This window comes from Salegentibacter profundi, assembly GCF_054121475.1.
In genome coordinates this window covers 367,762-392,121 of sequence record NZ_JBSYGG010000001.1, presented here as the reverse complement: position 1 = coordinate 392,121, position 24,360 = coordinate 367,762, and the positions used below count along the sequence as shown (strand labels likewise).

Genomic DNA, 24,360 nt, shown 5'->3' with positions numbered 1-24,360 from the left:
ATAGTGATGCCGACCTATATATGAAAAGATTTGCAGCCCTGATAAGAACACTAGATGTCACCAATAAAACCTCTCTTAAGGTTGAGGCACTTAGTGATTATTTCCGGACGGCCCCTGATAAGGATAAGGTCTGGACTATCGCAATTTTATCTCATCGGCGCCCGTCCAGACCTGTCAATACCACATTAATGCGAAAATGGGCTACAGAATTAGCGGGAATTCCTCTTTGGTTATTTGAAGAGTCATATCATATCGTGGGAGACCTGGCAGAAACAATTGCTTTGGTAATTCCCCCGGCAACACAATCTTCAGAAAAAAGCCTCAATCAGTTTATTAGGGAAATAATCGATCTTAAGCTTGAGAGTGAAGATAAAAAAAAAGAATACCTTCAAACAAACTGGTTAGCTCTAAATTATTACGAACGTTTTGTCTTTACTAAACTTATTACAGGAAGTTTTAGGATTGGAGTAAGTCAGAAATTAATGACCCGGGCACTTTCCATCGCTACAAAAATAGATGAAGATGTTTTGGCTTATAAAATAATGGGAAACTGGGATCCATTAAATACCTCCTTTGAGAACCTAATTCTTAAAGAAAACGAGGAAGATTTCCTATCCAAGCCCTATCCTTTTTATCTAGCCTATGCGATAGATAGGGATGTGGAGGAGTTGGGCGATGTTTCCCAATGGAGTGTTGAACACAAATGGGATGGAATTCGTTCTCAGGTCATTGTTCGCAACAAGGAATTGTTTGTTTGGACCAGAGGTGAGGAACTGGTTACAGATAAATACCCTGAGTTTAAGAAGTTAATTGGAGTAATCCCCAACGGAACCGTATTGGATGGTGAGATTCTTCCCTTTCCCAATGGACGAATCGGAACCTTTAATGAACTTCAAACCCGGATTAGTCGAAAAAATATCAGCAAGAAACTGTTAAAAAATGTCCCTGTAATTCTTAAAGCATACGATGTGCTGGAATGGAAAGGGAAGGATATCAGGAATCATCCATTTGCCGTGAGACGAAAAATCCTAGAATTATTGTATACTGAGGTTTCTTCTGAAAATTTACCACTTCATTTATCTCAAAGAATATCTTTTAAGTCTTGGGCTGAAATTGCTGAAGAAAGGGAAAGAGCTCGCCAAGAAAAATCGGAAGGCTTAATGCTAAAGCGCATGGATTCACCCTATCTGGTAGGTAGAAAAAAGGGAGCTTGGTGGAAATGGAAAGTCGATCCGCTCACTATAGATGCAGTGCTCACTTATGCAATGCGTGGCCATGGTAGGAGAAGTAGTCTGTTCACTGATTATACTTTCGGCTTGTGGGATAAAGAAAGAAAGGAACTAGTGACTTTTGCAAAGGCCTATTCCGGGCTTACCGATGCTGAATTCAGCAAACTTGATGCCTGGATAAGGAAAAATACCCTTGAGCGTTTCGGTCCTGTGCGGAGTGTAACTCCTTATCATGTTTTTGAGATTGCCTTTGAAGGCGTAGCGGAGTCGAAGCGTCATAAAAGTGGAGTGGCCACAAGGTTCCCCAGAATGGTACGTTGGCGGAAAGATAAGAACATTCATCAAGCCAATACCCTTGAAGAGTTAAAGGCCCTGATACCAGATGAATAAACATGAACAGACTTTGTGGTAATTAACGCTTATGAGAAATCTTCTAAATGGAAAATGATCAAGTCATAAAATTAGCAGAAAACTGGTTTGATCAAAGAGGATGGCAAGCTTTTTCATTCCAAAAACAAACCTGGAAGGCCTTTTTAAAGGGGAAGAATGGTCTACTCAATGCACCCACTGGTAGTGGAAAAACCTACGCACTATGGGTGCCTATTGTATTAGATTACATACGCAAAAACCCTGACTATAAGAAGAGGCATAAAAAAGGATTAAAAGCGCTATGGATCACGCCTCTTCGTGCACTTTCAATAGAAATTGAACAGGCAACAAGCCAGTTTGCCAATGATTTAAATAGCGGGTTGACAGTAGGAATTCGTTCCGGGGATACCTCACAAAAAGAAAGGGCTGCACAAAAAAGATCGATGCCGGATTTATTGATCACAACTCCTGAAAGCCTTCAACTTCTACTTTCTTCAAAGTACTATGATAAAACCTTTGCGAATCTTAATGCTGTTATTGTTGATGAATGGCATGAATTAATGGGGACAAAACGCGGAGTTCAGATGGAATTGGCACTTTCCCGGTTAAAAAACCTTTCAGAAGAGATGCGCATCTGGGGCGTTTCAGCGACTATAGGCAATCTTGAGCAAGCCAGAGAGGTGTTGCTTGGACCGAGTTCCAGTGCCTGGAAGAATTCGGTTATGATCAGGGCCAAAATAAAAAAGAGGATAAGGGTTCATTCAATTATTCCAGAGAAAATGGAGCGGTTTCCCTGGCGGGGCCATCTCGGGTTGCATTTAATAGATGAGGTGGCACCTATTATTAAAAAGTCCAAAACAACTTTGCTGTTTACCAATACTCGTTCCCAGTGTGAATTATGGTTTCAAAGGCTAATTCAAAAATATCCTGAATTTGCTGGAGAACTGGCCATGCACCACGGCAGTATCAATAAGGAGACACGGTTATGGGTGGAACAAGCTATAAGGAATGGTCGTCTAAAGGCTGTTGTGGCCACTTCCAGCCTGGACCTAGGTGTTGATTTCGCTCCTGTGGAAACCATCATCCAGATAGGAGGGCCAAAAGGAGTGGCCAGATTTATACAGCGTGCCGGAAGAAGCGGACATGCACCCGGCCAAGAAAGTGTAATCTATTTTTTGCCTACTCATGCTATGGAACTTATGGAAGCCTCAGCGTTGCAGAGGGCGGTAAAAGCTATGGATATAGAAGATCGGATTCCATATCTTCTCAGTTTTGATGTACTTGTGCAATACCTTATCACCCTGGCAGTTTCCAACGGATTTTTTCCGAAAGATATTTGGCCGGAAGTGAAGTCTACCTTTTGTTTCCAGGGAATTACCAAAGAAGAGTGGCGCTGGGTATTAAACTTTATTACAAAAGGAAGCCAAAGTCTGGAAGCCTATGATGAATATAAAAAGGTGATGATTAAAGGTGATGGCAGGTTTAAAGTAGAGAATCGTTCGGTAGCCATGCGGCATCGATTACAGATAGGAACAATTGTAAGTGATGCGGTATTAAGTGTTAAATTCTTAAAAGGTGGATATATAGGAACCATCGAAGAATGGTTTATCTCTAAGCTAAATCCCGGTGACGTTTTTACTTTTGCTGGAAGAAACCTGGAATTGATACGCATTCAAAACATGCAGGTATTGGTTAAGGTATCGAAGGTAAAAACCGCAAAGGTGCCCAGTTGGGCAGGTGGAAGAATGACTTTCTCGGCCCAGATGAGTGATTTACTGAGAGAAGAGATGTATAAAGCGGCGGAATCGGTTAATTCAAAAAAAGAAATCTCGCGTGAATTGCGAGCTTTGCAGCCTATTTTAAAAAGACAGTTAAAGGAATCCATTATTCCCCAAAAAGATGAGTTTCTTATCGAAACCTTTAAAACAAGAGAAGGTTATCATGCCGTATTTTATCCTTTTGAAGGAAGGTTTGTGCACGAGGCCCTTGGCAGCTTACTGGCTTATCGTATCAGCTTGCTCCGGCCTATTACATTTTCCATCGCCTTTAACGATTATGGTTTTGAATTACTGTCAGATCAGGAGATCGGTATGCAGCAGGTGTTAGATAATAATCTATTTTCTTCGGAATATTTGATGGATGACCTGTATAAAAGCTTAAATTCAACAGAGATGGCTCGAAGGAAATTCCGGGATATTGCCGTTATAGCGGGCCTGGTTTTTGCCGGCTACCCTAACAAACAGATAGGAAGTAAACATCTTCAGAGTAATTCCCAGTTGCTTTTTAGCGTGTTTAGAGATTATGAGTCAGAAAATTTACTTTATCAGCAGTCTTACCGGGAAACTTTCGAACATCAGCTTGAGGAAGGAAGGTTGAGGTCAGCCTTAAAGAGAATTGAAAGACAGTATGTTGTGTGGAAAGATTGTGAAAAACCCACTCCATTTTCATTTCCTATCATTACCGACAGGCTTCGGGAAAAATTATCCTCAGAAAAATTGGAAGATAGGATTCGCCGGATGGTCGAGGAATTAGAAAAATGAATTACCGATTTTTCAGACTTTTGTTTATATAATTTCTAACCAACTCCGTAGTCACTCCAAATAGTAAGTGAGCAAATAACTCGTTTGCCTGGGTTTTAAGGGGAATATCTTTGGGGTTTTCTTCAAGTCCCAGCATGGGAAGGGAGGTTTCATGGGTCGTAAACCAGATGGAGGCACCCAAAATCATTCCATCTGTAATTTTTAGATGGTCCTTGTCTTTTTTTCCATAACCATAAGCGGCACCTAAACTTGCTCCAACTGGGAAATTCACTAGTTGTTCAGCCAATGCTTCATTTTGAACACTTATAGGTCCACCTGTAATCTTTGTAGAAAGATTATCCAAAATTCTGATTTGTGCTGATCGCTGTTCAACTTTTCTTACAGGCAAATAACGTTCTACAATACTTTTTACGGCGGTTCCGGCAAGCCCTCCTAAAATTCCTGAAATTACTGCTCTTTGTGTTTCTGGGGTGAAAGAATCTTTGTTTAGAATGGTAGTTAGTTTCATGACTAAAAGTATTTAATGTTAAAGCTATTTCATACTCGATGTTTATGCAATTGTTTAACACGTATTTGGGATGAGTTGTTTAAAAATTGATAATTTTAAGGTATGAGTAAAACATTATATACAGCTTTGTTGCAGGTTGATCTTAAATGGGAAGATCCACAGGCTAACCGCAGTTTGTTTTCCAAGGAAATCAAAGCACTTTCAGATCAAGTAGATCTCATTATTCTCCCGGAAATGTTCACCACTGGTTTTAGTATGAACGCTGAGAAATTAGCGGAAAAGAATGATGGACTCAGTTTTAACTGGATGAAGGAGATGGCCGGGTTGAAAAATGCTGCCATAACTGGAAGCCTTATTATTACTGAAAATGGTAAATACTATAACCGTCTGTTTTTTGTCTTTCCTGATGGAAGCTTTAAATCTTACGATAAACGTCACACCTTTACATTGGCTAAAGAAGATCGGACCTATACGGCTGGAAATGAAAGATTAATTGTGAACTATAAAGGATGGAAAATTTGTCCCCTTATTTGTTACGACCTACGTTTTCCGGTCTGGTCAAGAAATACAGAAGCTTATGATTTACTAATCTACGTGGCCAATTGGCCTGAAAAAAGGGTGGCCGCATGGGATGCCTTATTGAAAGCCAGAGCTATTGAAAATATGAGCTATTGTATTGGCATTAACCGAACCGGGATTGATGGTAGTGGCCATAATTATTCAGGCCACAGTGCTGCTTACAACTGTCTCGGAGAGAACTTAACAGGGGAATACAGGGAATTACCTTTTGTGGAGGAAGTAGGTCTGGAGAAAGATCATGTAGAGAATACCAGGAAGCAGTTAAGGTTTCTTCAGGATAGAGATGATTTTATTTTAAAATAAACCGCTCATTTAAATCCCAGTTGGAACGCACCTCCAGGGTGTCACTATGGTAAATAATTCTTTCTGCTTGGCGCTTTTTAAGATAATTGCCGGTATCCCATTTTTGGTTACTGTTTTCATCTATAATTACCCTTACCAGGTATTTTGCCGGTTTGAGAAATTTGAAATTGAAATCTGTCTGGTTTTCTGAATATCTTTCTGCCTGAACTTCTCCATCGAGATTGGTTAGTTGGGCTATAATCGGAGTGTTTTCTACATTCTGTAATCGAAGGATCACACTACCGTACTCTGAGTATGGTCTTGTAGTGATTTGCGTACTTATAGTGTCGTTTGTTTCTCCGAAAAGATCGGTAAGCGCACCAGGCAAAGCGCGGATTTGATATTGGTTATTTTCTTCCTTCTCAAAATGAACTTGAAGTTCATTTTCAAATAGTAAAAGCTCTGCTGAGAAATTTACTTCTGAAGAATCTTTATCTAAAATTCTTATCAGCTCTGCATTGCTTTCTACAAGGGGGGTATTAGCACGAAATATAAAATTTTGATCGAATTCGATATTTCCACTTGGTTCAGTAGTCACCATAAGGGTATCGCGATCCAGTTCAGAGATTTTGGTGAAAAGAGTATCTCTTTTTCTAGGAGTGACTATTTCAAATGAAAGGCTGTCGGAATGGGGTTTTTGGTTGTACCAGTAATAGAGTGTATCCGTTTTGGGATCTTTTATCACGCGGGAGCGAAAGCCTTCTGGTTTGGTCATTAAAAGGTTTATTTCAAGACTGTCAAAATCTGTGACTCCTTCATAGCCAAATAAGATCTGGTTACCTTTTAATAATTTAGGCCTTTCCACTTCGAATTCAAGCTCTTCTTTAAAAAGTGAAATATGGTAGCTAGTATCTGTGGGGAGTGTGATTGATTCTTCAATAAATCCTATTTTCTCTGACTTGGGATTAAATTTATAATTTGAATTTTTATCCTGAATCGCCACCATTTGGTATGTTCCTGCCTTGAGATTTTCTAGTTCAAAAGTGAAGATGCTGTCTTTGGAATAGGTGACATATCTGGGATTTTCTTTAAAGACAATTGAATCGGAAAAGGTGGAATCCACTTCGTATAAAAATATTGAAACTGGGGCTTCAAGCTCTTTCAGCGTAGCATCACTTACAGTTCCCTGGACAGATAGCGAATCGAGATAGTCTCCCGTGGAAAACACATATTTAAAATAATCCAATTCATTTCCTTCGTTGTTGTCAACTATACTTTTTCCGAAATTGATGGTATAAGTGGTATTATCCTGAAGCGTATCAAAGATCTCAATCCTTATATCTTTCCTAGCACTGCCCAATGGAAGAATAGTAGGTTTTGGATCCATTGGGGGGGATATAATAATCTGTTCCTGTGGTTTATTAAGTTTGATGTATTCATTAAAAAAGATACGAATCTCCTCGCCTTTAAAGTTGGTACTAAAATTTTCAGGGGTGGCCCTTACAAATACTGGTGGTTCTTCATCTTCTGGACCGCCCTGAGGCATACCTTTTTTTGCACATTGAACCATTCCCAGGGCCAGGAAAATTATAATAAGAAAATTCGGAATTCGATGAAGCATATTTTCGCAATGAATCTTTACACAAAGAAACGATAATTTTAGTTTTTGCGGCATACATCAATCGGTAATTGGCTTACCTGGCAGTCAAAAGCCAACCCTATTTTCCATACTAAGCATTCCTATAAATACTTTTTCGGTAGTGTTCTCGTTATCAAGATGGAAGTAAGAAAATGAAGACTCGTTAACAATCAGTCTAAAATGATTTCTTAATTATTCAATTAGGTTTGGCTAAATTGACAATTTTTTGGGTAGAATAAATTAATCAAATCGTGAAACATTTGTTAACAACTTGTCGGTTCCCTGACTAAACTCATAAATTTACAATCTAAATTCTATTATATGATGACTGAAAAGAAGAACAATACAGCCTTGAAGGTTTTAACCGGAATTCTGGCAGTCGCCCTTTTAGTATTGGGCATTTATACCATTAAATTTTACAATGAAGAAAAGGAAAATAAAGCTATCCTTCAAAAAGAGAAAGCAGTTATTGAGGATGAACTCAATGACCTCATTATTAAATATGATGAGGCGATAGAGGAAAATGAAGTGTTGGACCAGGACCTAGTGAACGCCCGCGATAGAATAGAACGCCTTCTGGATTCCGTTAAAGATTACGATGCTACCTACGCTATGAATACCCGTTTACAAAGAGAGGTCTCTAACTTAAAGGTAGAAAGGGAACGATTATTCCGAATTGTAGACAGTTTAAGTGCTCAGAATCAGCGAATGGCAACAAGTCTGGATAGCACTAGTCTTGCACTTGAGGAAAGGACCAGGCTTTCCGATTCTCTTCAAAATACAAATCAAAATTTAGCCAACAAGGTAGACCGGGCCTCACAATTGAAAATCACGAGTCTTTCGGGAGAAGGTGTGATTGTAAGAAATAGTGGGAAACTAGTGGAAAACGACCGCACCCGACGAATTGACCAGATAAGAACCTGTTTTACTATTACCGCCAATGATCTGGCTGGTCCTGGTGAAAGAAATATGTATGTTCAGGTTTATAATCCTGAAAATGAGCTAGTAGGCGATAAAATTGTAGTTAATCATGAAGGAGGGCCTATGGTGTATAGTGCGGCTTCTAAAGTTTACTATGAAAATAATGAACTCGACGTTTGTATTCTGGCAAATACCATCGAAGATAAACTACTGGAAGGAACCTATAAGGTTTATGTTTATGCTGAGGATAACTTACTCGGTACAGGATCTTTCAGTCTTCGGTAATTAATAATTAAATTTCAAAGGCCGCCTTGACTAATATCGGGGCGGTTTTTTTATTTTTGCGCTATGGCAAAACAAGAAGATCTATTTAAAAATGTAATATCCCATGCAAAAGAGTATGGGTATATTTTTGCGTCGAGTGAAATTTATGACGGTTTAAGCGCCGTGTATGATTATGGTCAGAACGGTGCTGAATTAAAAAAGAATATCAAGGATTATTGGTGGAAAAGCATGGTTCAATTGCATCAGAATATTGTTGGCCTCGATGCGGCAATCTTAATGCATCCGACCACCTGGAAGGCTTCAGGCCATGTAGATGCTTTTAATGATCCACTTATTGATAATAAAGATTCCAAAAAGCGTTATCGTGCAGATGTGCTTGTGGAGGATTATGTCGAGAAAATCCATCAAAAGGCGGAGAAGGAAATTAACAAAGCTCGAAAGCGTTTTGGAGATGCTTTCGATGAAGAAGAATTTATATCCACCAACCCTAGGGTAATTCGGTATCGCAAGAAACAAAAAGAAATTCTGGAACGGCTAGCAAAGTCGTTAACAGAAGAGGACTTGGATGATGTTAAGGCACTTATTGAAGAATTGGAAATAGCTTGCCCTGAGAGCGGTTCAAAAAACTGGACCAATGTAAAGCAGTTCAATCTGATGTTTGGTACCAAATTAGGAGCTTCATCGGAAACTGCTTCCGACCTGTATCTCAGGCCTGAAACTGCCCAGGGGATTTTTGTAAACTTTTCAAATGTGCAGAAGACCGGCAGAATGAAAATACCTTTTGGAATTGCACAAATAGGAAAAGCTTTTAGAAATGAAATTGTAGCCAGGCAGTTTATTTTTCGGCAGCGAGAATTTGAACAGATGGAAATGCAATTTTTTGTTCGGCCGGGAGAAGAGTTGAAGTGGTTTGAGCATTGGAAAGAAACACGCCAAAAATGGCATGATTCTCTCGGGCTGGGAAATGAAAATTACCGTTTTCACGATCACGAAAAAATGGCTCATTATGCCAATGCTGCTACAGATATAGAATTTAATTTTCCTTTCGGTTTCAAAGAGTTAGAAGGAATTCATTCCCGTACAGATTTTGATCTTAAAGCTCACGAAGAATATTCAGGAAAGAAATTACGGTTTTATGACCCTGAGCTCAAGGAGAATTATGTTCCCTATGTGATAGAAACCTCCATTGGTTTAGACCGAATGTTTCTTGCAGTATTTTCCGCTTCTTTAAAAGAAGAAGAGCTGGAAGGTGGGACAACCAGGACTGTATTAAAACTTCCTGCCGTGCTCGCTCCTACTAAGGCAGCAGTGCTGCCTTTGGTTAAAAAGGATGGTTTACCGGAATTAGCAAAGGAAATCATAGACGAATTGAAATGGGATTTTCAGGTGCAATATGATGAAAAAGATGCCATTGGCCGCAGATATCGTCGACAGGATGCTGTGGGAACACCGTTCTGTATTACGGTTGACCATGATTCGTTGGAAGATCAAACGGTAACCCTCCGTTATAGAGATTCCATGGAGCAAAAACGCGTGAAAATTTCGGATCTGGCATCCCTAATTAGAGAAGAAGTCGATTTTAAAAAATGGCTGAAATAGAAATCGTTTTATCCAGCTCAGTTTAAAAAGAGGCATTTAATACTTTATTAGATGCCTCTTTTGTTTCTATTATCCTGATATTGATTATTTTTAAAGAATATATCAAGAAACGCTGTAGATGAAAAAAATACTATTCCTGCTTACTTTATTATTCTATGTTTTTCAACATTCTACCGTAGCACAGGAAAGGGAAGTGGCCGGGCCTGCGTATGTTGATTCTGCTCAGGCAGTGCCATCTGCGGCCTTTTCAAAATCCAGATTTGTACCTCCTACAACAGCATACAAATTATTTAATCCCAGGGATCGCGGTATCAATAAAATCGTCCCGGGGAAAGGGCTGCCAAAAGGGGAAGACCCGGTAAGGCAGTATAAAATGGGGGATGTTAAACTTTCTGGAGCAAAAAAGCTCAATTTTCAAGCGGTAAATACCAGGGCGACTCCTTCTGATCCTACGGGAGTTGCAGGACCCAATCATTATGTAAATGCATGGAATGCTGCTTTTTCAATATTTGATAAGAACGGAAATCAATTGATCCCTCCGGCAGACCTGTCGAGTTTGGGTGGTGAATTTGCTAACGAAAGAGGGGGAGATCCGATAGTGGTTTATGATGAAAATGCTGAGCGTTACCTTATAAGTCAAATGGACACGCTCCCTGGAAGTTTTTTAATAGCTGTTTCGCAAGGTCCGGATCCTGTAAATTCAGGGTGGTACACATACCGATTCCCTACTAATGGGATGTTTCCCGATTATCCAAAGATGTCTGTCTGGTCAGATGGATATTATTTTACCACCAATAAAGACAATACAACTGCTGATCAAAGTGAGGTCATATACGTTATGGAACGCGATAAAATGCTAAGGGGAGAATCGGCTAAAGTTATTGGGTTCCCACTTCCCGGGATAAAAACTAGTCGGTTTTATAGTCCAGCAGGATTTAATGTTAATGGTAAGGAATTGCCTCCGCCGGGGAATTCACCCATAGTTTATATGCAGGATGATTCCTGGGAAGGTATAAATGAAGATCATTTAAAGCTTTGGTTGGTCAATGTGGACTGGGATCAACCAAGTAATTCTACGATCTCCGAATCGCAGGAACTGGGAGCTGCTGAAGGAGTTTCACCTTTTCATTCTACTTTTGACGGCGGTTCTTTCAAAAATTTATCTCAACCTTTTGATGCCCTGGATATCGATGCGCTGCAGGCCACAATGATGTACGCTACACAATACCGAAGGTTTGGAACCCATAATTCGGTGGTAATGAATTTTGTGGTAGATGTGGAGCCCAGCGCAGCTGAACATGCTGCTGTGAGATGGTATGAGCTTCGCCAGCGGCAGGATGGCCAACCATGGCAAGTATATCAGGAGGGCACGTATGCTCCAGATAAAAGTGACAGATTCGGTGGTAGTATTGCCATTGATGCTGAAGGTAATATAGGTTTAGGTTACACTGTGCTGGATGATAGTCCAGAGCACCCTATCCCACCCTCACTCCGTTTTACCGGTAGGTTTGAAGGTGATCAAAGAGGGGTGATGACTGTGGAAGAAGAGAGTATTATTGAGGGAATTAGTCCTAATCCAAGTTTCCGGTATGGAGATTATTCGCATATGAGTGTTGATGCAGCTGACGGATTAACTTTCTGGTATATAGGTGAGGTATTTGAAGGAGATCAACGCATAAATCAGGTTGGTACATTCAGAATTGCACCCGAATATAATAATGATCTAGCTCTCACAAAATTGGTTGCACCAGTAGAATCTACCTTGGGAGAAAATGAAGAAATTACCATAAGAATCAGGAATCTAGGAAGGAATTCACAATCAGATATAGAGGTCAGTTATACTGTAAATGGTGGACAAACAGTCACCGAAATTATCAGTGAAACTATAGGGAGTACAGAAATGTTGGAATATACCTTTGATCAAACCGTTGATCTTTCACAAGCCGGTGCAACTTATGAAATCAGCCTAAATATCAACCTTGCTTCTGATGAGAATCAAAGCAATAATGAACTCACAGAAAGCATTCTTCATCTTCCGCCCAATGATATTGGGATAAGTTCTATAGATTCCCCGTTAACAGGGGAGTTTTTGGATGCTACCGAAGAGGTGGTAGTAACCATTGAAAATTATGGTGGAATGCCACAGGAGGATTTCCAGGTGAGTTATCAGCTAGGTAATAATTTTAGTGTAGTGGAGAATTTTCCCGGATCCCTTGGAGTTGGTGAAGATGAAGTTTATACTTTCTCTAAAACTGTTGATCTTTCTAAATCTGGTTGGTATAGAATAGAGGCCAGTACTCTTCTTGAGACAGATTCAAAGCCTGAAAATGATTCGCAGGTGGAAACCATCGTGAGTATGGATTGTATTCCTCGAGGCAGTGATTGCAGCTTTGGTGATGGTATTTGGTCTTTCCAACTTGGTGATATTTTAAATGAAAATATCCCATGCGGGAATGGCTATGCTGATTTTACCGATCAGACAACCATTTTGGACCGCTCGCAGGGACCTTTTGAAGTATCGGTTCAAACCTCTTTTGTTGCACAGGAAAGAGAGCAATTTTCAATGTGGATAGACTTTAATGATAATGCCGTTTTTGAAGACTCTGAACTGATTATTGAATCTCAGGCCTTAACCCGATATAAGGCATGGGAAACTTTTGAATTTGATCTTCCAGGAGATGCTCCGCTTGGGCAACACTTATTAAGGATTAGGGCAGGGGATACTGATCCTCAATGGAGTGGAGACCTGAATTCTCCGTGTTCGGTAATGCAATACGGAACTACTCATGATTATACCGTTACTATTACTGATAGCACCTTAGATATTGAGGATATGCTTCTCTCGGAAGCGGAATTTATTATTCTTTCTCAGGATCAGCAGCATTTTAAGGCCATTCTGGAGACTACATATGATCAACCTTTACGGATAAGTGTCTATGATATCCTAGGGCAACAAATGATCGAAAATCAGGTCGAAACCGATGGAAGCGCTTACGTATACGAGTTTGATATGAGCTATGCGGCCAGAGGGGTCTATCTTGTAAGGGTAGGGACCAGGAAGATTGGGAAGGTTAAACGAATTATCGTGAAATAGAACACGATTTTCCTTGATAAATTTTATAAATAATAGTATTCTTTTTTAATAAATTCTCCGCCTTGTGGTTTTTGGAGGAAAGCTTATTTTTGAACAAAATCGATTAAATGAAAATCATTTCTTATAACGTAAACGGAATAAGAGCAGCGCTGAGAAAGGGATTTTTAGATTGGGTACAACAGGTAAACCCCGATGTAGTATGCCTTCAGGAAATAAAAGCCCAACCCGAACAACTTAATCTCGAAGATTTTGAAGAGGCTGGATATCATTATCATTACTGGTATCCTGCACAAAAAAAAGGATATAGCGGGGTGGCTATTCTAAGCAAAACCAAACCTGAAAATGTAGAATTTGGGACAGGGATAGATTATATGGACTTTGAAGGACGTAATATCAGAGTAGATTTTCAACATTTTTCTATTATGAGCCTTTATCTGCCTTCGGGAACAAATATTAATCGTCTTGAGCACAAATTGCAATATATGGACGATTTTCAACGATATATTGATAATCTTAAACTTGAAGTGCCTAATTTAATAATCTGTGGAGATTATAATATTTGTCACCAACCCATTGATATCCATGATCCGGTTCGTTTAAAGAATGTATCTGGTTTTCTACCCGTAGAACGGGAGTGGCTGGATAATTTTATGAAAAGTGGCTTTATTGATTCTTTTAGGTATTTCAATGATGAGACGGACCAGTATTCCTGGTGGAGTTACCGTGCCAATGCACGCGCCAATAACAAAGGCTGGAGAATAGATTATAACCTGGTTGCAGAGCCGCTGGAGGATAAATTAAAAAGAGCCGTGATATTACCTGAGGCTTGTCATAGTGACCATTGTCCGGTCTTGCTAGAACTTGAATAAAATCCCGAAAATTTTATATATGAATAAAATAGCCTTATTGTTTATAATAGTTTTCTCCATGAATTCTTGTGTTTCTTCAAAAGTTTACAATGAACTTGAAAGTAAACACGCGGAGCTGAAGAGAGAGAACAGAAATCTCAAAAGCGATCTGGACAGATATAAGGATTTGGAAGAAGATTTTGCGGTATTGAAAAGGGATTATGGTGTAGTTATTTCCGAAAGAGATAGTTTAAGAAAAGAACTGACTAGCATTAAACGGAATTATGAAACACTTAAGGACTCGTATGATGCCCTGGAAGAGAATAGCTCAGCCGCTATCGCAGACAATTCCCGTCAAAATCGGCAACTTCTTGCAGAGTTAGAGGAAAAAGAAAATGAACTGGTAAAAGAGCAAGCTCGACTTAATCGCTTACAAAGGGATTTGGATCTTAGGTCAAAGAGAATTGATGAGCTGGAAGGACTTATAGCAGCCAAGGATGCTAAGATGAATGCCCTTAAAAATGCCATTTCGAAAGCGCTTACCGATTTTGAAGGAAGGGGTTTAAGTGTGGAACAGCGCGAGGGGAAAGTGTATGTATCTATGGAAAACAAATTACTTTTTAGTTCGGGGAGTTGGGCCGTAAATGCCGAAGGAAGACAAGCAATTCAACAGTTAGGGCAGGTTTTGGCACAAAATCCTGATATCGCTGTACTGATAGAAGGCCATACCGACGATGTACCATACGGCGGTAGTGGACCTTTAAAAGATAATTGGGATCTTTCCACAAAAAGGGCAACTTCCATTGTCCAGATCCTTAGGGCAAATAATAATATTGAACCACAAAATCTTACCGCTGCAGGCCGAGGACAACATGCTCCTGTTGCTACAAATGAAACGGCCGAAGGCAGAGCAAAGAACAGGAGAATTGAAGTCATTCTTACTCCTAAACTTGATGAGGTAACCAGATTGCTTAACCAAACTGAATAAAGGATCTTCGTAGGAAATTAAAATATGAAATATACTAACTTACCTGGCACCGAAATAAAAGTCAGTAAAATATGTCTGGGCACGATGACCTGGGGAGAACAGAATACAGAGGCCGAAGGTCATCAACAAATTGATTTAGCGCTGGATAAAGGAGTGAATTTTCTTGATACCGCCGAAATGTATGCTGTACCTGCACGCCCCGAAACCCAAGGAAGGACGGAAGAAATTATCGGTACTTGGCTTCATAAAACCAAACGAAGGGATGAGGTGGTCCTGGCTTCAAAAATTGCTGGTCCGGGAGAGCAGGTAGCGCATATCCGTGAAAATCTTGGGTATTCAAAAAAAGCCCTTGAGGAGGCTCTGGATAAAAGCTTAAATCGTTTACAAACCGATACTATTGATGTTTACCAATTACACTGGCCCGAGAGACAAACTAACTTTTTTGGGAAAAGAGATTTTACGGTAACCGAAGATGAGGTTTGGAAGGAAAATTTTGAAGAAGTGCTTTCTAACCTACAGGACTTTATAAAAAAAGGAAAGATTAAGTATATAGGTCTTTCCAATGAAACGCCTTATGGCTTAATGCGTTTTCTCGAAGAAAGCAAAAAGGATCTGCCTCGAGTTATAACAGTTCAGAACCCGTACAACTTATTAAACCGAAAGGACGAAATTGGATTGACAGAGGTCCTTCATCGTGAAAAGGTTGGTTACCTTCCCTATTCTCCTCTTGGAATGGGTGTTTTGTCAGGAAAACATCTAAATGGGATAAAAAAGAACAGCAGGCTGGATTTATATCCACAGTATAAGAGATATTCGGGGGAGCAGGCGGTAAAAGCCACCCGGGAATATGAGGGAATAGCTAAAAAATATGGACTTAGCTTTGCTCAAATGTCATTGGCCTTTATCAATCAACAGCCATTTGTTACCAGCAATATTATTGGTGCAACTAATTTGGATCAACTTGCAGAAAACATTGCAAGCATAGATCTAGAACTTTCACCGGAGGTCATTGAACAGATAAATGCGGTCCACCAGAGAATTCCAAATCCCGCACCTTAAATGGGAGTGACTAGACTCTGATGAATAAATACAGCTCGGTCTTCAAAGGTCCTTACATGATACCAATCTTGGGATTTTCCTAGCGTAACTAACGTGTCATTAGCCTTGAGGGTTTCAAGAACTTTTGAATTTTGTGTTCCTGGACGATTTCTCAGGTTTGCTTTTAAAGAAGTAATCAGAAGCTTTTCTGGATAGGGACTTTCTGAAGCTTCTTCGTTCACCAGATTTGGTGTTTGAAATACAAATGCAAGTGGATCTATCGCACCGCTATAGCTTTGGTAGATTCCAAAATGTAAATGGGGTGGAGTGGTGCGAGCATTTCCGGTATTTCCTACATATCCAATGGTGTCTCCCCTCTTCACTTTTCCCGAATTCGGGTGGATACTGTCTAGGTGAGCATAATACAAGGATTGATTTCTTTGATAATCTCGTAGCCAAACCTGTTTACCTCCTAGACCTTTATTGCCAGTATAGGTGATTTGGCCATCTGTTGCGGCTATCACTGGTGTTCCGCGTCTGGCGAAAATATCTATTCCTTCGTGGCTTCTAGTGCCACCTCCTCTGGCTGCACCCCAGAAGCTTTGAATGGAACTGTTCTTACCTCCTTTAACCGGAAATTCATAGGCTGGTCTTTTTTCTATTTTAAATACAAAAGAGGTGCTGGCTTCAATTTCAGGTTGAATGATTAATTTATAGCTACCGCTTTCTTTAGGTTCAAAATGAAATTCTTTGGCCTGGAAATCTGCTGTCTTAATTTTTTCAAATGGCCTGAGGGAATCTTCTTTTTTCTTATATAGCTCCATGAAAATCAAATCCTTTATGGAATCTGTTTTCGTTTTAACTTTGAGAATTTCGCCCTTTTTAAGTTCCATTTCATAGGCATAGACCTGAAAACTTCGGGGTAAGAATTTACCCGATTCGAGATAGGGAAGTTCTATATTCACGCTATCTGTAAGGGCAAGATCCGCCCTAGACAACCATATTTCATATAACTCCTCAGAAATATTAAAATCTTGCTGATATTTCTCCTTTGCCGTTGGTTTGGAAATGAAGTTGGAAGCCTTTTTGATATGAGAACACGCATTGGTTAATAAAACAAGGCTTATTAAGAGTATTTTTATCTTCAACATCTTTTTCATAGTCGCCCGCATTCAAGCAGGAACTATGCCAGATTATCCAAAGAGATGGCTAACCACATCTTCTATTCTAGCCGCTTTAATTATCTGTATTGAAAAATTAGTTTTTGGAATTTTACTTTGGTTGGCAATCATAATTTTCCCAAAACCAAGTTTGTCAGCTTCCATAATTCGTTGTTCTACCTTTGTTACAGGCCTTATCTCACCCGCCAGACCCACTTCAGCTGCAAAGCAAATATCCTTTTCTACGGCAATATCTTCATTAGAAGAAAGAATAGCAGCAACCACCGCTAGGTCAATTGCAGGATCATCTACACTTATCCCTCCTGTAATATTGAGAAAGACATCTTTCGCACCCAATCGAAACCCTGCTCTTTTTTCCAAAACTGCCAGGAGCATATTAAGTCTTTTTACATTGTAACCTGTTGCCGAGCGCTGAGGGGTTCCATATACTGCAGTGCTTACCAAAGCCTGAATTTCAATCATTAGGGGGCGCATTCCCTCTAGAGTGGCTGCAATGGCAGTCCCACTAAGATCCTCCTCATTTTTCGAAATAAGGATTTCCGATGGATTGGTAACCTCTCTTAGTCCACTTCCTTGCATTTCGTATATGCCCAGTTCATGGGTTGAACCAAAACGGTTTTTGTGTGCGCGAAGGATTCGGTAGACGTGATTTCTATCACCTTCAAACTGAAGAACTGTGTCAACCATATGTTCCAGGACTTTAGGACCAGCGATACTACCCTCTTTGGTAATGTGACCAATAAGAATTACGGGGGTGGCCGTTTCTTTTGCAAATTTTATAAGTTCGGCAGTACATTCTCTTATTTGTGAAATACTCCCAGGGGAGCTTTCAATGTAATCACTATGCAGGGTTTGAATAGAGTCAATAATGACCACCTGAGGTTCTATAGTTTCAATATGCCGAAAGATATTCTGGGTTTTGGTTTCGGTGAGGATATAGCAGTTTGCTGGATTAGGATTAATTCGCTCGCCCCGCATTTTTATCTGCTGTTGGCTTTCCTCGCCAGATACATACAGAACCTTATATTTAAGCTCAAGAGAAATCTGAAGTAAAAGGGTGCTTTTACCTATGCCAGGTTCTCCCCCCAGTAAAGTTAGGGACCCAGGAACAAGACCGCCACCTAGTACCCTATCCAGTTCTTCGTTGGAAGTCCTCCAGCGATTTTCCGGTGCGGTCTCTATTTCTGAGATTTTTAGTGGTCGATTTGATCTTTTAATTTCTTTAGAAGTGGGAGATTTCCAGTCTTTTGGATCTGGTTTTTGTACCACTTCTTCAACTATAGTATTCCATTGTCCGCAGCCAGAACATTTACCCTGCCATTTTGAATATTGGCTGCCACAGTTCTGGCAGTAAAAAGTAGTCTTTACTTTAGCCATTTAAGCTCTAAATTTTTATGCTAATAACCGAAATCTTTTTTAATCGCATCGGCTTTAGCAAGCATAAAATCCGTGTCCAGAAATGCAATCTTTTCTTGTCCATAGGCTTTTTGGTAAGTTCGCATCGCCTTTCTGGGGTTGCCGGTTTCCTCTTCATAGCGCGCCTCAAAATAGGTTGCCAACATAGTGCCGGGATAGTGATCTTCTGCCAATTTGCTTAATTCTTGATAATCATCCCATCTCCGTGTTTTCTCAATGGCATTATATACCGCCATAAAATCGTTTAGTCTTATTTGCTTGTCTACTTGGAAGAGCTCGTTGATACTTTCGTATTTATCCGTTAAGTATTTAACCGGAGATATAGAAGTTTGTAATAGAATCTCGTTATATTCTTTTACCGAAATTGGACTGTAAACCTCAAACATACTTGATAGTGCGGAGGGTATAGCTTTTCCCACAAGAGAATAATGTGTAGTATTCTCAAAATTATCAAAATGGTATTTCACCATTTCATTGTCCAAAGTCTTAAGCTTGTTATCCATGGAGAGTATTTTTTCCTTAAGTTGGGCAATATCATCACTTCCTGTAGCCAGATAGTACCATTTTTTCGTTTCTGACCTGGATAGAGAGTTGCTGATCCTTTCGGTCATTTGAGGTGCGAGATCTGGACTAAGGTTGATATACCCATCAAAAATAGGGTTTGGTTTGAAGAGGTAGTAATTAATAAAGTTGGAAGTGAAATCATGGCCTACGATAACTCTGAAATCGGTGGTGCGGTATTTATTATCTAAATGTTGTAGCAATTCCATCCCCAGGAACTCGAAAAAGGCGGCGCCATCCCCTGAGGGAAGAAAATTCTTTTCGTCGTAAGCAGCGTCATAATTACGACTTCCGTTTTGGTTGATTCCAACAACGATCATCTCGGGAGCATTCTCCCAATAGGAAAAATAATCTACATTCCCTGCAACTGGTTCAAAGAGGTAATCTCCGTCCAAAACAATCATTACCGGATATTTTTTTTCAGCATTTGCCTTATAATTTCTGGGTAACTGAATTTTTAATTGTCGCTCCTCCCCGAGTTTGTCCGAATTAATTGTTTGGTAGATTGTTTGTGAAAAAGTAATTATTGGAGCAATAAATACTAAAATTAAGAGTAATTTTTTCATCATAGGTGTTAATTTGGTTATATAACCCCAAGATAATCAATTATTCTTACGGTTAAAAATAGGTAATAGAATGAAGGAAAGAGCTCCTAGCACCAGTACTAAAAGGGTTTGTGTACCCCAGGTAAGCCAACCAAAGGCTTCGCCAGACTGTTTGCTTATCCCAAAAAGTACCAGAATCGCTCCAATAGCTACCGGGTAAACACCGATTCCGCCATTGGTTGCCGAAATGGCCAATGAGCCAACGACAAAGGCAGCGAACATCATACCTGCTCCAGGGGGAACCATCTCAGGTACAGAAAAACTTATAACATAAAACATTAGAATATACATCAACCAGATGAACATGGTATGGAAAAGGAAAGCCCATTTTTGTTTCATCCTGAAAATGCTTCGCATACCTTCTATTAGACCTTGTCCCATTTTTCTAACTTTTACGAGAAGGGGAAGATTGGAACGTTTGATTAACCAAATGCCTCCAACACCGGCAAGGAGAATTAGAAATAATATTGCGATGGTAATTAAGGGGTTGATCTTATTAGTTCTGAAATAAGTAAGCAGATGTTCAGTTTGGAGAATTAGGGTAAATCCCATGATGACAAGCATTACCACTATGTCTGCAATCCTTTCTGATATAATGGTGCCAAAGGCTTTGTCAAAAGGAACTTTTTCGTAGCTGGAAAGTGTAGCTGCTCTTAGCACTTCTCCGGATCGGGGAATACCAAAATTGGCAAGGTAACCTGCCATGACTGCCATAAAGGAATTTGCAAATCTGGGTTTGTAGCCCATAGGTTCAAGCATATATTGCCATCTATATGCCCGGGATATATGTGATAAGGTGCCAAAAATGAGGGAAAGAATAAGCCATATGGGGTTAGCATTGATGATATTGTCTAAAAGCTCACGGCGTTCCTGAGGAGTTGCGCTTTGTAGGGAGTACCAAATGAAAATAAACCCGAGTAATAGGGGGAGAATTATCTTTAGTATTTTAATGGATTTTTGTTTCAATAAATTAAATCAGGAGGTTATTTTCTTCATTAGGGAATACCAATGCGGGTTTGAATGATTTTGCTTCCTCAAATTCCATTATGGCATAGGCGATAATGATAAGTATATCGCCCTTAGCTACTTTTCTTGCAGCTGCCCCATTTAAGGTTATCTCTCCGGAATTTCTCGGCCCTGGTATAACATAGGTCTCTAGGCGTTCGCCATTATTATTATTCACGATCTGCACTTTCTCCCCTTCTATTATATTTGCAGCGTCCATAAGATCTTCATCTATGGTAATGCTGCCGATGTAATTGAGATCTGCGCCTGTCACTTTTACGCGATGAATTTTAGATTTTACTACGTGTACTTGCATTTTCAATTAATTTAAGGCTATATTATCAATTAACCGAACTTCCCCGGCATAGACCGCGATAAAAGCACGGCAATCCTGATCTTTCCTTTTTCGATTAATTTTTTTTAGGGTTGATGCATCAGCAATTTCGAAGTACTCCAGTTTTAAAACTGGATGGTTTTTAAACTGAGCGTTTACCCAATCTGTGATGTATTTAACACTTTTTGTGCCAAATAATTCTCTGGCTTTCAGAAGAGTTTGATGAATTAATGAAGCGTTTTCTCTTTGTATTGGATCTAGAAGTTCATTTCTGGAGCTACGTGCCAATCCATTGGGTTCTCTAAGTATAGGGCAGCCAATTATCTCTACTGGAAGTTTTTCATCCTCTGTTAATTTGCGGATAATCTGTAACTGTTGGAAATCCTTTTGTCCAAAAAAGGCTTTATGAGGTTTCACGATTTCAAAGAGCAGCTTTACTACGGTTCCTACACCGTCAAAATGTCCTGCACGAAACTCCCCTTCCATTACTTTCCCCATCGTGCCAAAATCAAATTCTTTTGAAATAACATCATCCCCGTAAAGCTCCTGGGCAGTGGGAGCAAAAACCCATATATCTGGGTTAAGGGATTCTAATAAATTAATATCTTGTTGAAGGCCTCTTGGGTACTTTTCGAGATCCTGAGGGTTATTGAACTGGGTGGGGTTAACAAAAATACTCACCGCCACCTGGTCACAGATCTTTAAGGCGTTCTGCACCAAAGACAGATGTCCTTCGTGAAGCGCGCCCATAGTAGGTACCAATCCCAGGGTTTTTCCTTCAGATTTGAGCTGGCTTACCGCTGTTTGAAGGGACTCTTTTTCCTTAAAAATCTGCATATTATTAAAAAATTAACAGCGTGCAAACTTAATATATTAAGGGCAATCTGCATAAAATTTTGTAATTTTGCGTGTTTTTTATTCGCAACTGCAATTAAAGCAATGAATTTATGAAAGATAAGAGGATATTGTACGTCTCGTCTGAAGTTATACCTTACCTACCTGAAACCGAAATATCATCCACGTCTTTTGAAGCCGCAAAAATGGTAAACAATCTTGGGGGTCAAATTAGAATTTTCATGCCCAGGTTTGGTAATATCAATGAACGACGCCACCAGTTACATGAGGTAATTCGGCTTTCTGGGATGAATCTGGTAATTAATGATCTTGATATGCCTCTAATCATTAAAGTGGCCTCAATACCTAAAGAACGGATGCAGGTCTATTTTATTGATAATGAAGATTATTTTAAGCGGAAAGCTACGCTTACCGATGAAGAGGGGAATCTTTTCGATGATAATGATGAGCGGGCAATATTTTTTGCAAAAGGAGTAATTGAAACCGTGAAAAAGTTGAACTGGTCTCCTGATATTATACATGTTCATGGTTGGCTAGCTTCCTTATTACCTCTATACCTAAGACGTTATTACGGAAATGAACCTTTGTTTAGTGATGCAAAAATTGTGACCTCGGTATACAATCAAAGTTTTGAGGGAACATTAAGTGAAGACATGCAAGAGAAGGTGTTGTTTGACGGCATGGAGAATCAGGACGTGAAGCATCTGAAAAATCCTAATTACGTTAATCTAATGAAAACCGCTGCGGATCACTCCGATGCTCTAATTCAGGGTAGCGAAGAAATCCCAGCCGAGTTGTCGGATTATATGACCAAACTCAAAAAACCCATACTTCCATATAAGACCCGGGAAGAATTTGCCCAGGCTTATCAGGAATTTTACACCGAAAAAGTTTTACCCCAATAGAAAAAATACCGAATGAATTTTAAGAGATTGACAAGCAAAATTGCAGCACTTGTAGTTGTAGGTTTTGTTTTAGGCGCATGTGATGATGAGTTTAGTACTGTAGGAGGAGAAATAATTGAAAACCCGGCCGATGTAGAATTGCGGGAACTGGAAGTGACAACTTACAGTAAAAAACTAAATTCGGTACAAACCAATAACCTTTCAGATTATTTACTAGGAACCTATAGTGACCCTGTTTACGGAGAGACCACAGCAAGCATTTATTCCCAAGTTTCACTCACTACGACTAATCCGGATTTTGGAGAGAACACTAAACTAGATAGTGTAGTGCTCACTATTCCGTATTACAGTACTGAAGGTGAAAGTGATGAAGAGGGTAATATCGAATACAGCCTGGATTCCATATTTGGAGATGGAAGCTTTAAGCTTTCGGTTCAGGAGGCCAGTTATTTCTTGGCAGATTTTGATCCTGATACCGATTTCCAGAGTCGACAGAAATATTATTCAGATCAACAAGATCTCATTGAACAAAATCTTGTAGGTGATGTATTGTATGAAAATGAAGACTTTAGGCCTTCTTCCGACGCGATCGTAAGCTATGGTTTTGATGAAGTAGGGGAGGCAGATACCATTACAACTGGTCCTGCTTTGAGAATTAAGCTTCCGGTAGCATACTTTCAACAGAAAATAATAAATAAGGAAGGTTCCTCTGAATTAAGTAATAATAATAATTTTAGAGATTTTTTTCGTGGTCTTTTTCTAAAGGCTGAAACCAATAGCGATTCAGGTAGTCTTGTGCTTTTTAACTTAGGAGAAGGGGATATCAACCTTTATTATACTTATGAAGCAGAAGAAACCAATGATGATGGAGATATGGAAACCATTGAAAAAGAGGCTAGCTATGAACTGAAATTTGGAAGCAATGCCGTTAATACTTTTGAAGGTGAGTTTCCTGCGGATGTGCTACAGGAGATAACGAATGCAGATTCTGTAAACGGAGAAGAGAATCTTTTTCTTAAAGGAGGTCAGGGAAGTATGGCTATAGTCGAGCTTTTCGAGGATGAATCTCAATTAGAAGAACTAAGAGAAAATAATTGGCTTATTAATGAAGTTAATCTTCAATTTTATGTGAATCAAAATCTTTTGGGGGGTAGCCAGGAGCCGGAAAGGTTGTATATCTATGACCTGGATAACAACAAGGTGCTTGCTGATTACTCTTTTGCCGAACAATTCATAGGCGATTTTAATCCTGAAGACCCTTCAGAGTCGTTGAAAACTTTTTCAAAACCCCTGGAGAGGAAGGACAATGGAGAAGGATTGAAATATACTTTAAACCTTACTCAACACGTTAATGAAATTATTAATAATGAAGGAGAGAACGTGAGGCTTGGTTTAGTAATCACACAAAATATTAACCAAACCGCTAACTCTGATGTGAGAGATGGTGGTGAAGTAAGCCGCGTGCCTGCTATGTCTGTCTTGGCGCCGCTAGGAACCGTTCTTTACGGGAATGCTGCTGAAGATGAAGAGAAGCAACCAAAACTTCGGATTTATTATACGCGAACCAGCCAGTAAAAAC

19 protein-coding genes are annotated in these 24,360 nt (G+C 39.6%); 11 read left to right on the top strand and 8 right to left on the bottom strand.

The annotated features are described in order from the left end of the window. The first annotated feature begins 20 nt into the window (after positions 1-20). Both ACW6NC_RS01880 and ACW6NC_RS01875 read left to right on the top strand, forming a co-directional pair. On the top strand, positions 21-1,619 hold the full coding sequence (locus ACW6NC_RS01880) for an ATP-dependent DNA ligase (protein ID WP_457863465.1): 1,599 nt from the start codon (positions 21-23) through the stop codon (positions 1,617-1,619). A 47-nt stretch (positions 1,620-1,666) separates the two neighbouring features. Next, the gene (locus ACW6NC_RS01875; RefSeq protein ID WP_457863463.1) at positions 1,667-4,138 is read left to right on the top strand and encodes a ligase-associated DNA damage response DEXH box helicase; all 2,472 of its coding nucleotides are present in this window, start codon (positions 1,667-1,669) and stop codon (positions 4,136-4,138) included. Position 4,139: 1 nt separating this feature from the next. On the opposite strand, the gene ACW6NC_RS01870 is transcribed toward ACW6NC_RS01875, so the two are convergent. Next, on the bottom strand, positions 4,140-4,646 hold the full coding sequence (locus tag ACW6NC_RS01870; RefSeq protein WP_457863461.1) for a DUF1440 domain-containing protein: 507 nt from the start codon (positions 4,644-4,646) through the stop codon (positions 4,140-4,142). A 102-nt stretch (positions 4,647-4,748) separates the two neighbouring features. On the opposite strand from ACW6NC_RS01870, the gene ACW6NC_RS01865 reads away from it, so the two are divergent. After that, the gene (locus ACW6NC_RS01865; RefSeq protein ID WP_457863459.1) at positions 4,749-5,528 is read left to right on the top strand and encodes an amidohydrolase; all 780 of its coding nucleotides are present in this window, start codon (positions 4,749-4,751) and stop codon (positions 5,526-5,528) included. Here the strand turns inward: ACW6NC_RS01865 and ACW6NC_RS01860 are convergent. Further along, a complete protein-coding gene (locus ACW6NC_RS01860; RefSeq protein ID WP_457863457.1) occupies positions 5,515-7,128 on the bottom strand; it encodes an Ig-like domain-containing protein in 1,614 nt (537 codons plus the stop codon). The two genes, ACW6NC_RS01865 and ACW6NC_RS01860, sit on opposite strands and share 14 nt — an antisense overlap. Positions 7,129-7,467: 339 nt before the next feature. On the opposite strand from ACW6NC_RS01860, the gene ACW6NC_RS01855 reads away from it, so the two are divergent. The 6 genes from ACW6NC_RS01855 to ACW6NC_RS01830 all read left to right on the top strand — a co-directional run bounded on the left by ACW6NC_RS01855 (position 7,468) and on the right by ACW6NC_RS01830 (position 15,940). Further along, complete coding sequence (locus ACW6NC_RS01855; RefSeq protein WP_457863455.1) at positions 7,468-8,352, top strand: hypothetical protein; 885 nt, start codon at positions 7,468-7,470, stop codon at positions 8,350-8,352. Between the two features lie 63 nt (positions 8,353-8,415). Continuing rightward, positions 8,416-9,951 (top strand): glycine--tRNA ligase, encoded by a 1,536-nt coding sequence (locus ACW6NC_RS01850; protein ID WP_457863453.1) that lies wholly within the window; start codon positions 8,416-8,418, stop codon positions 9,949-9,951. A gap of 118 nt (positions 9,952-10,069) precedes the next feature. Beyond that, on the top strand, positions 10,070-13,045 hold the full coding sequence (locus ACW6NC_RS01845) for a GEVED domain-containing protein (RefSeq protein ID WP_457863451.1): 2,976 nt from the start codon (positions 10,070-10,072) through the stop codon (positions 13,043-13,045). A 107-nt stretch (positions 13,046-13,152) separates the two neighbouring features. Further along, positions 13,153-13,914, top strand: coding sequence for an exodeoxyribonuclease III (locus ACW6NC_RS01840; RefSeq protein ID WP_457863450.1), 762 nt, complete (start codon positions 13,153-13,155; stop codon positions 13,912-13,914). A gap of 19 nt (positions 13,915-13,933) precedes the next feature. Next, a complete protein-coding gene (locus tag ACW6NC_RS01835) occupies positions 13,934-14,881 on the top strand; it encodes an OmpA family protein (RefSeq protein WP_457863449.1) in 948 nt (315 codons plus the stop codon). Between the two features lie 24 nt (positions 14,882-14,905). Further along, positions 14,906-15,940, top strand: coding sequence for an aldo/keto reductase (locus ACW6NC_RS01830; RefSeq protein WP_457863447.1), 1,035 nt, complete (start codon positions 14,906-14,908; stop codon positions 15,938-15,940). Here ACW6NC_RS01830 and ACW6NC_RS01825 read toward each other — a convergent pair. Genes ACW6NC_RS01825 through panC form a run of 6 tightly spaced genes read right to left on the bottom strand, consistent with a single transcriptional unit; the run spans position 15,937 to position 21,858 of the window. Continuing rightward, the gene (locus ACW6NC_RS01825; RefSeq protein ID WP_457863445.1) at positions 15,937-17,070 is read right to left on the bottom strand and encodes a peptidoglycan DD-metalloendopeptidase family protein; all 1,134 of its coding nucleotides are present in this window, start codon (positions 17,068-17,070) and stop codon (positions 15,937-15,939) included. The two genes, ACW6NC_RS01830 and ACW6NC_RS01825, sit on opposite strands and share 4 nt — an antisense overlap. 42 nt (positions 17,071-17,112) lie before the next feature. Continuing rightward, complete coding sequence (gene radA / locus ACW6NC_RS01820; RefSeq protein WP_457863443.1) at positions 17,113-18,477, bottom strand: DNA repair protein RadA; 1,365 nt, start codon at positions 18,475-18,477, stop codon at positions 17,113-17,115. 20 nt (positions 18,478-18,497) lie between these two features. Further along, positions 18,498-19,646 carry an alpha/beta hydrolase gene (locus tag ACW6NC_RS01815; protein ID WP_457863441.1) on the bottom strand — a complete coding sequence of 383 codons (1,149 nt, stop codon included), beginning with the start codon at positions 19,644-19,646 and terminating at the stop codon, positions 18,498-18,500. 33 nt (positions 19,647-19,679) lie between these two features. After that, positions 19,680-20,648, bottom strand: a complete 969-nt coding sequence (locus ACW6NC_RS01810; protein ID WP_457863439.1) for a lysylphosphatidylglycerol synthase transmembrane domain-containing protein — start codon at positions 20,646-20,648, stop codon at positions 19,680-19,682. Positions 20,649-20,652: 4 nt separating this feature from the next. Further along, on the bottom strand, positions 20,653-21,003 hold the full coding sequence (panD, locus tag ACW6NC_RS01805) for an aspartate 1-decarboxylase (protein ID WP_457863436.1): 351 nt from the start codon (positions 21,001-21,003) through the stop codon (positions 20,653-20,655). Positions 21,004-21,009: 6 nt separating this feature from the next. Then, complete coding sequence (gene panC / locus ACW6NC_RS01800) at positions 21,010-21,858, bottom strand: pantoate--beta-alanine ligase (RefSeq protein WP_457863434.1); 849 nt, start codon at positions 21,856-21,858, stop codon at positions 21,010-21,012. Between the two features lie 110 nt (positions 21,859-21,968). Between panC and ACW6NC_RS01795 the strand changes: the two genes are divergently transcribed. Further along, positions 21,969-22,781, top strand: coding sequence for a glycogen/starch synthase (locus tag ACW6NC_RS01795; RefSeq protein ID WP_457863432.1), 813 nt, complete (start codon positions 21,969-21,971; stop codon positions 22,779-22,781). Positions 22,782-22,793: 12 nt separating this feature from the next. Further along, on the top strand, positions 22,794-24,356 hold the full coding sequence (locus ACW6NC_RS01790; protein WP_457863430.1) for a DUF4270 domain-containing protein: 1,563 nt from the start codon (positions 22,794-22,796) through the stop codon (positions 24,354-24,356). Positions 24,357-24,360 lie beyond the last annotated feature (4 nt).

Excerpts from the sequence above, each read along its gene's own strand:
- ACW6NC_RS01880 (WP_457863465.1), top strand. The coding sequence starts at position 21 with ATGAAAAGATTTGCAGCCCTGATAAGAACACTAGATGTCACCAATAAA.
- ACW6NC_RS01875 (WP_457863463.1), top strand. The coding sequence starts at position 1,667 with ATGGAAAATGATCAAGTCATAAAATTAGCAGAAAACTGGTTTGATCAA.
- ACW6NC_RS01870 (WP_457863461.1), bottom strand. The coding sequence starts at position 4,646 with ATGAAACTAACTACCATTCTAAACAAAGATTCTTTCACCCCAGAAACA.
- ACW6NC_RS01865 (WP_457863459.1), top strand. The coding sequence starts at position 4,749 with ATGAGTAAAACATTATATACAGCTTTGTTGCAGGTTGATCTTAAATGG.
- ACW6NC_RS01860 (WP_457863457.1), bottom strand. The coding sequence starts at position 7,128 with ATGCTTCATCGAATTCCGAATTTTCTTATTATAATTTTCCTGGCCCTG.
- ACW6NC_RS01855 (WP_457863455.1), top strand. The coding sequence starts at position 7,468 with ATGATGACTGAAAAGAAGAACAATACAGCCTTGAAGGTTTTAACCGGA.
- ACW6NC_RS01850 (WP_457863453.1), top strand. The coding sequence starts at position 8,416 with ATGGCAAAACAAGAAGATCTATTTAAAAATGTAATATCCCATGCAAAA.
- ACW6NC_RS01845 (WP_457863451.1), top strand. The coding sequence starts at position 10,070 with ATGAAAAAAATACTATTCCTGCTTACTTTATTATTCTATGTTTTTCAA.
- ACW6NC_RS01840 (WP_457863450.1), top strand. The coding sequence starts at position 13,153 with ATGAAAATCATTTCTTATAACGTAAACGGAATAAGAGCAGCGCTGAGA.
- ACW6NC_RS01835 (WP_457863449.1), top strand. The coding sequence starts at position 13,934 with ATGAATAAAATAGCCTTATTGTTTATAATAGTTTTCTCCATGAATTCT.
- ACW6NC_RS01830 (WP_457863447.1), top strand. The coding sequence starts at position 14,906 with ATGAAATATACTAACTTACCTGGCACCGAAATAAAAGTCAGTAAAATA.
- ACW6NC_RS01825 (WP_457863445.1), bottom strand. The coding sequence starts at position 17,070 with ATGTTGAAGATAAAAATACTCTTAATAAGCCTTGTTTTATTAACCAAT.
- radA (WP_457863443.1), bottom strand. The coding sequence starts at position 18,477 with ATGGCTAAAGTAAAGACTACTTTTTACTGCCAGAACTGTGGCAGCCAA.
- ACW6NC_RS01815 (WP_457863441.1), bottom strand. The coding sequence starts at position 19,646 with ATGATGAAAAAATTACTCTTAATTTTAGTATTTATTGCTCCAATAATT.
- panD (WP_457863436.1), bottom strand. The coding sequence starts at position 21,003 with ATGCAAGTACACGTAGTAAAATCTAAAATTCATCGCGTAAAAGTGACA.
- panC (WP_457863434.1), bottom strand. The coding sequence starts at position 21,858 with ATGCAGATTTTTAAGGAAAAAGAGTCCCTTCAAACAGCGGTAAGCCAG.
- ACW6NC_RS01795 (WP_457863432.1), top strand. The coding sequence starts at position 21,969 with ATGAAAGATAAGAGGATATTGTACGTCTCGTCTGAAGTTATACCTTAC.
- ACW6NC_RS01790 (WP_457863430.1), top strand. The coding sequence starts at position 22,794 with ATGAATTTTAAGAGATTGACAAGCAAAATTGCAGCACTTGTAGTTGTA.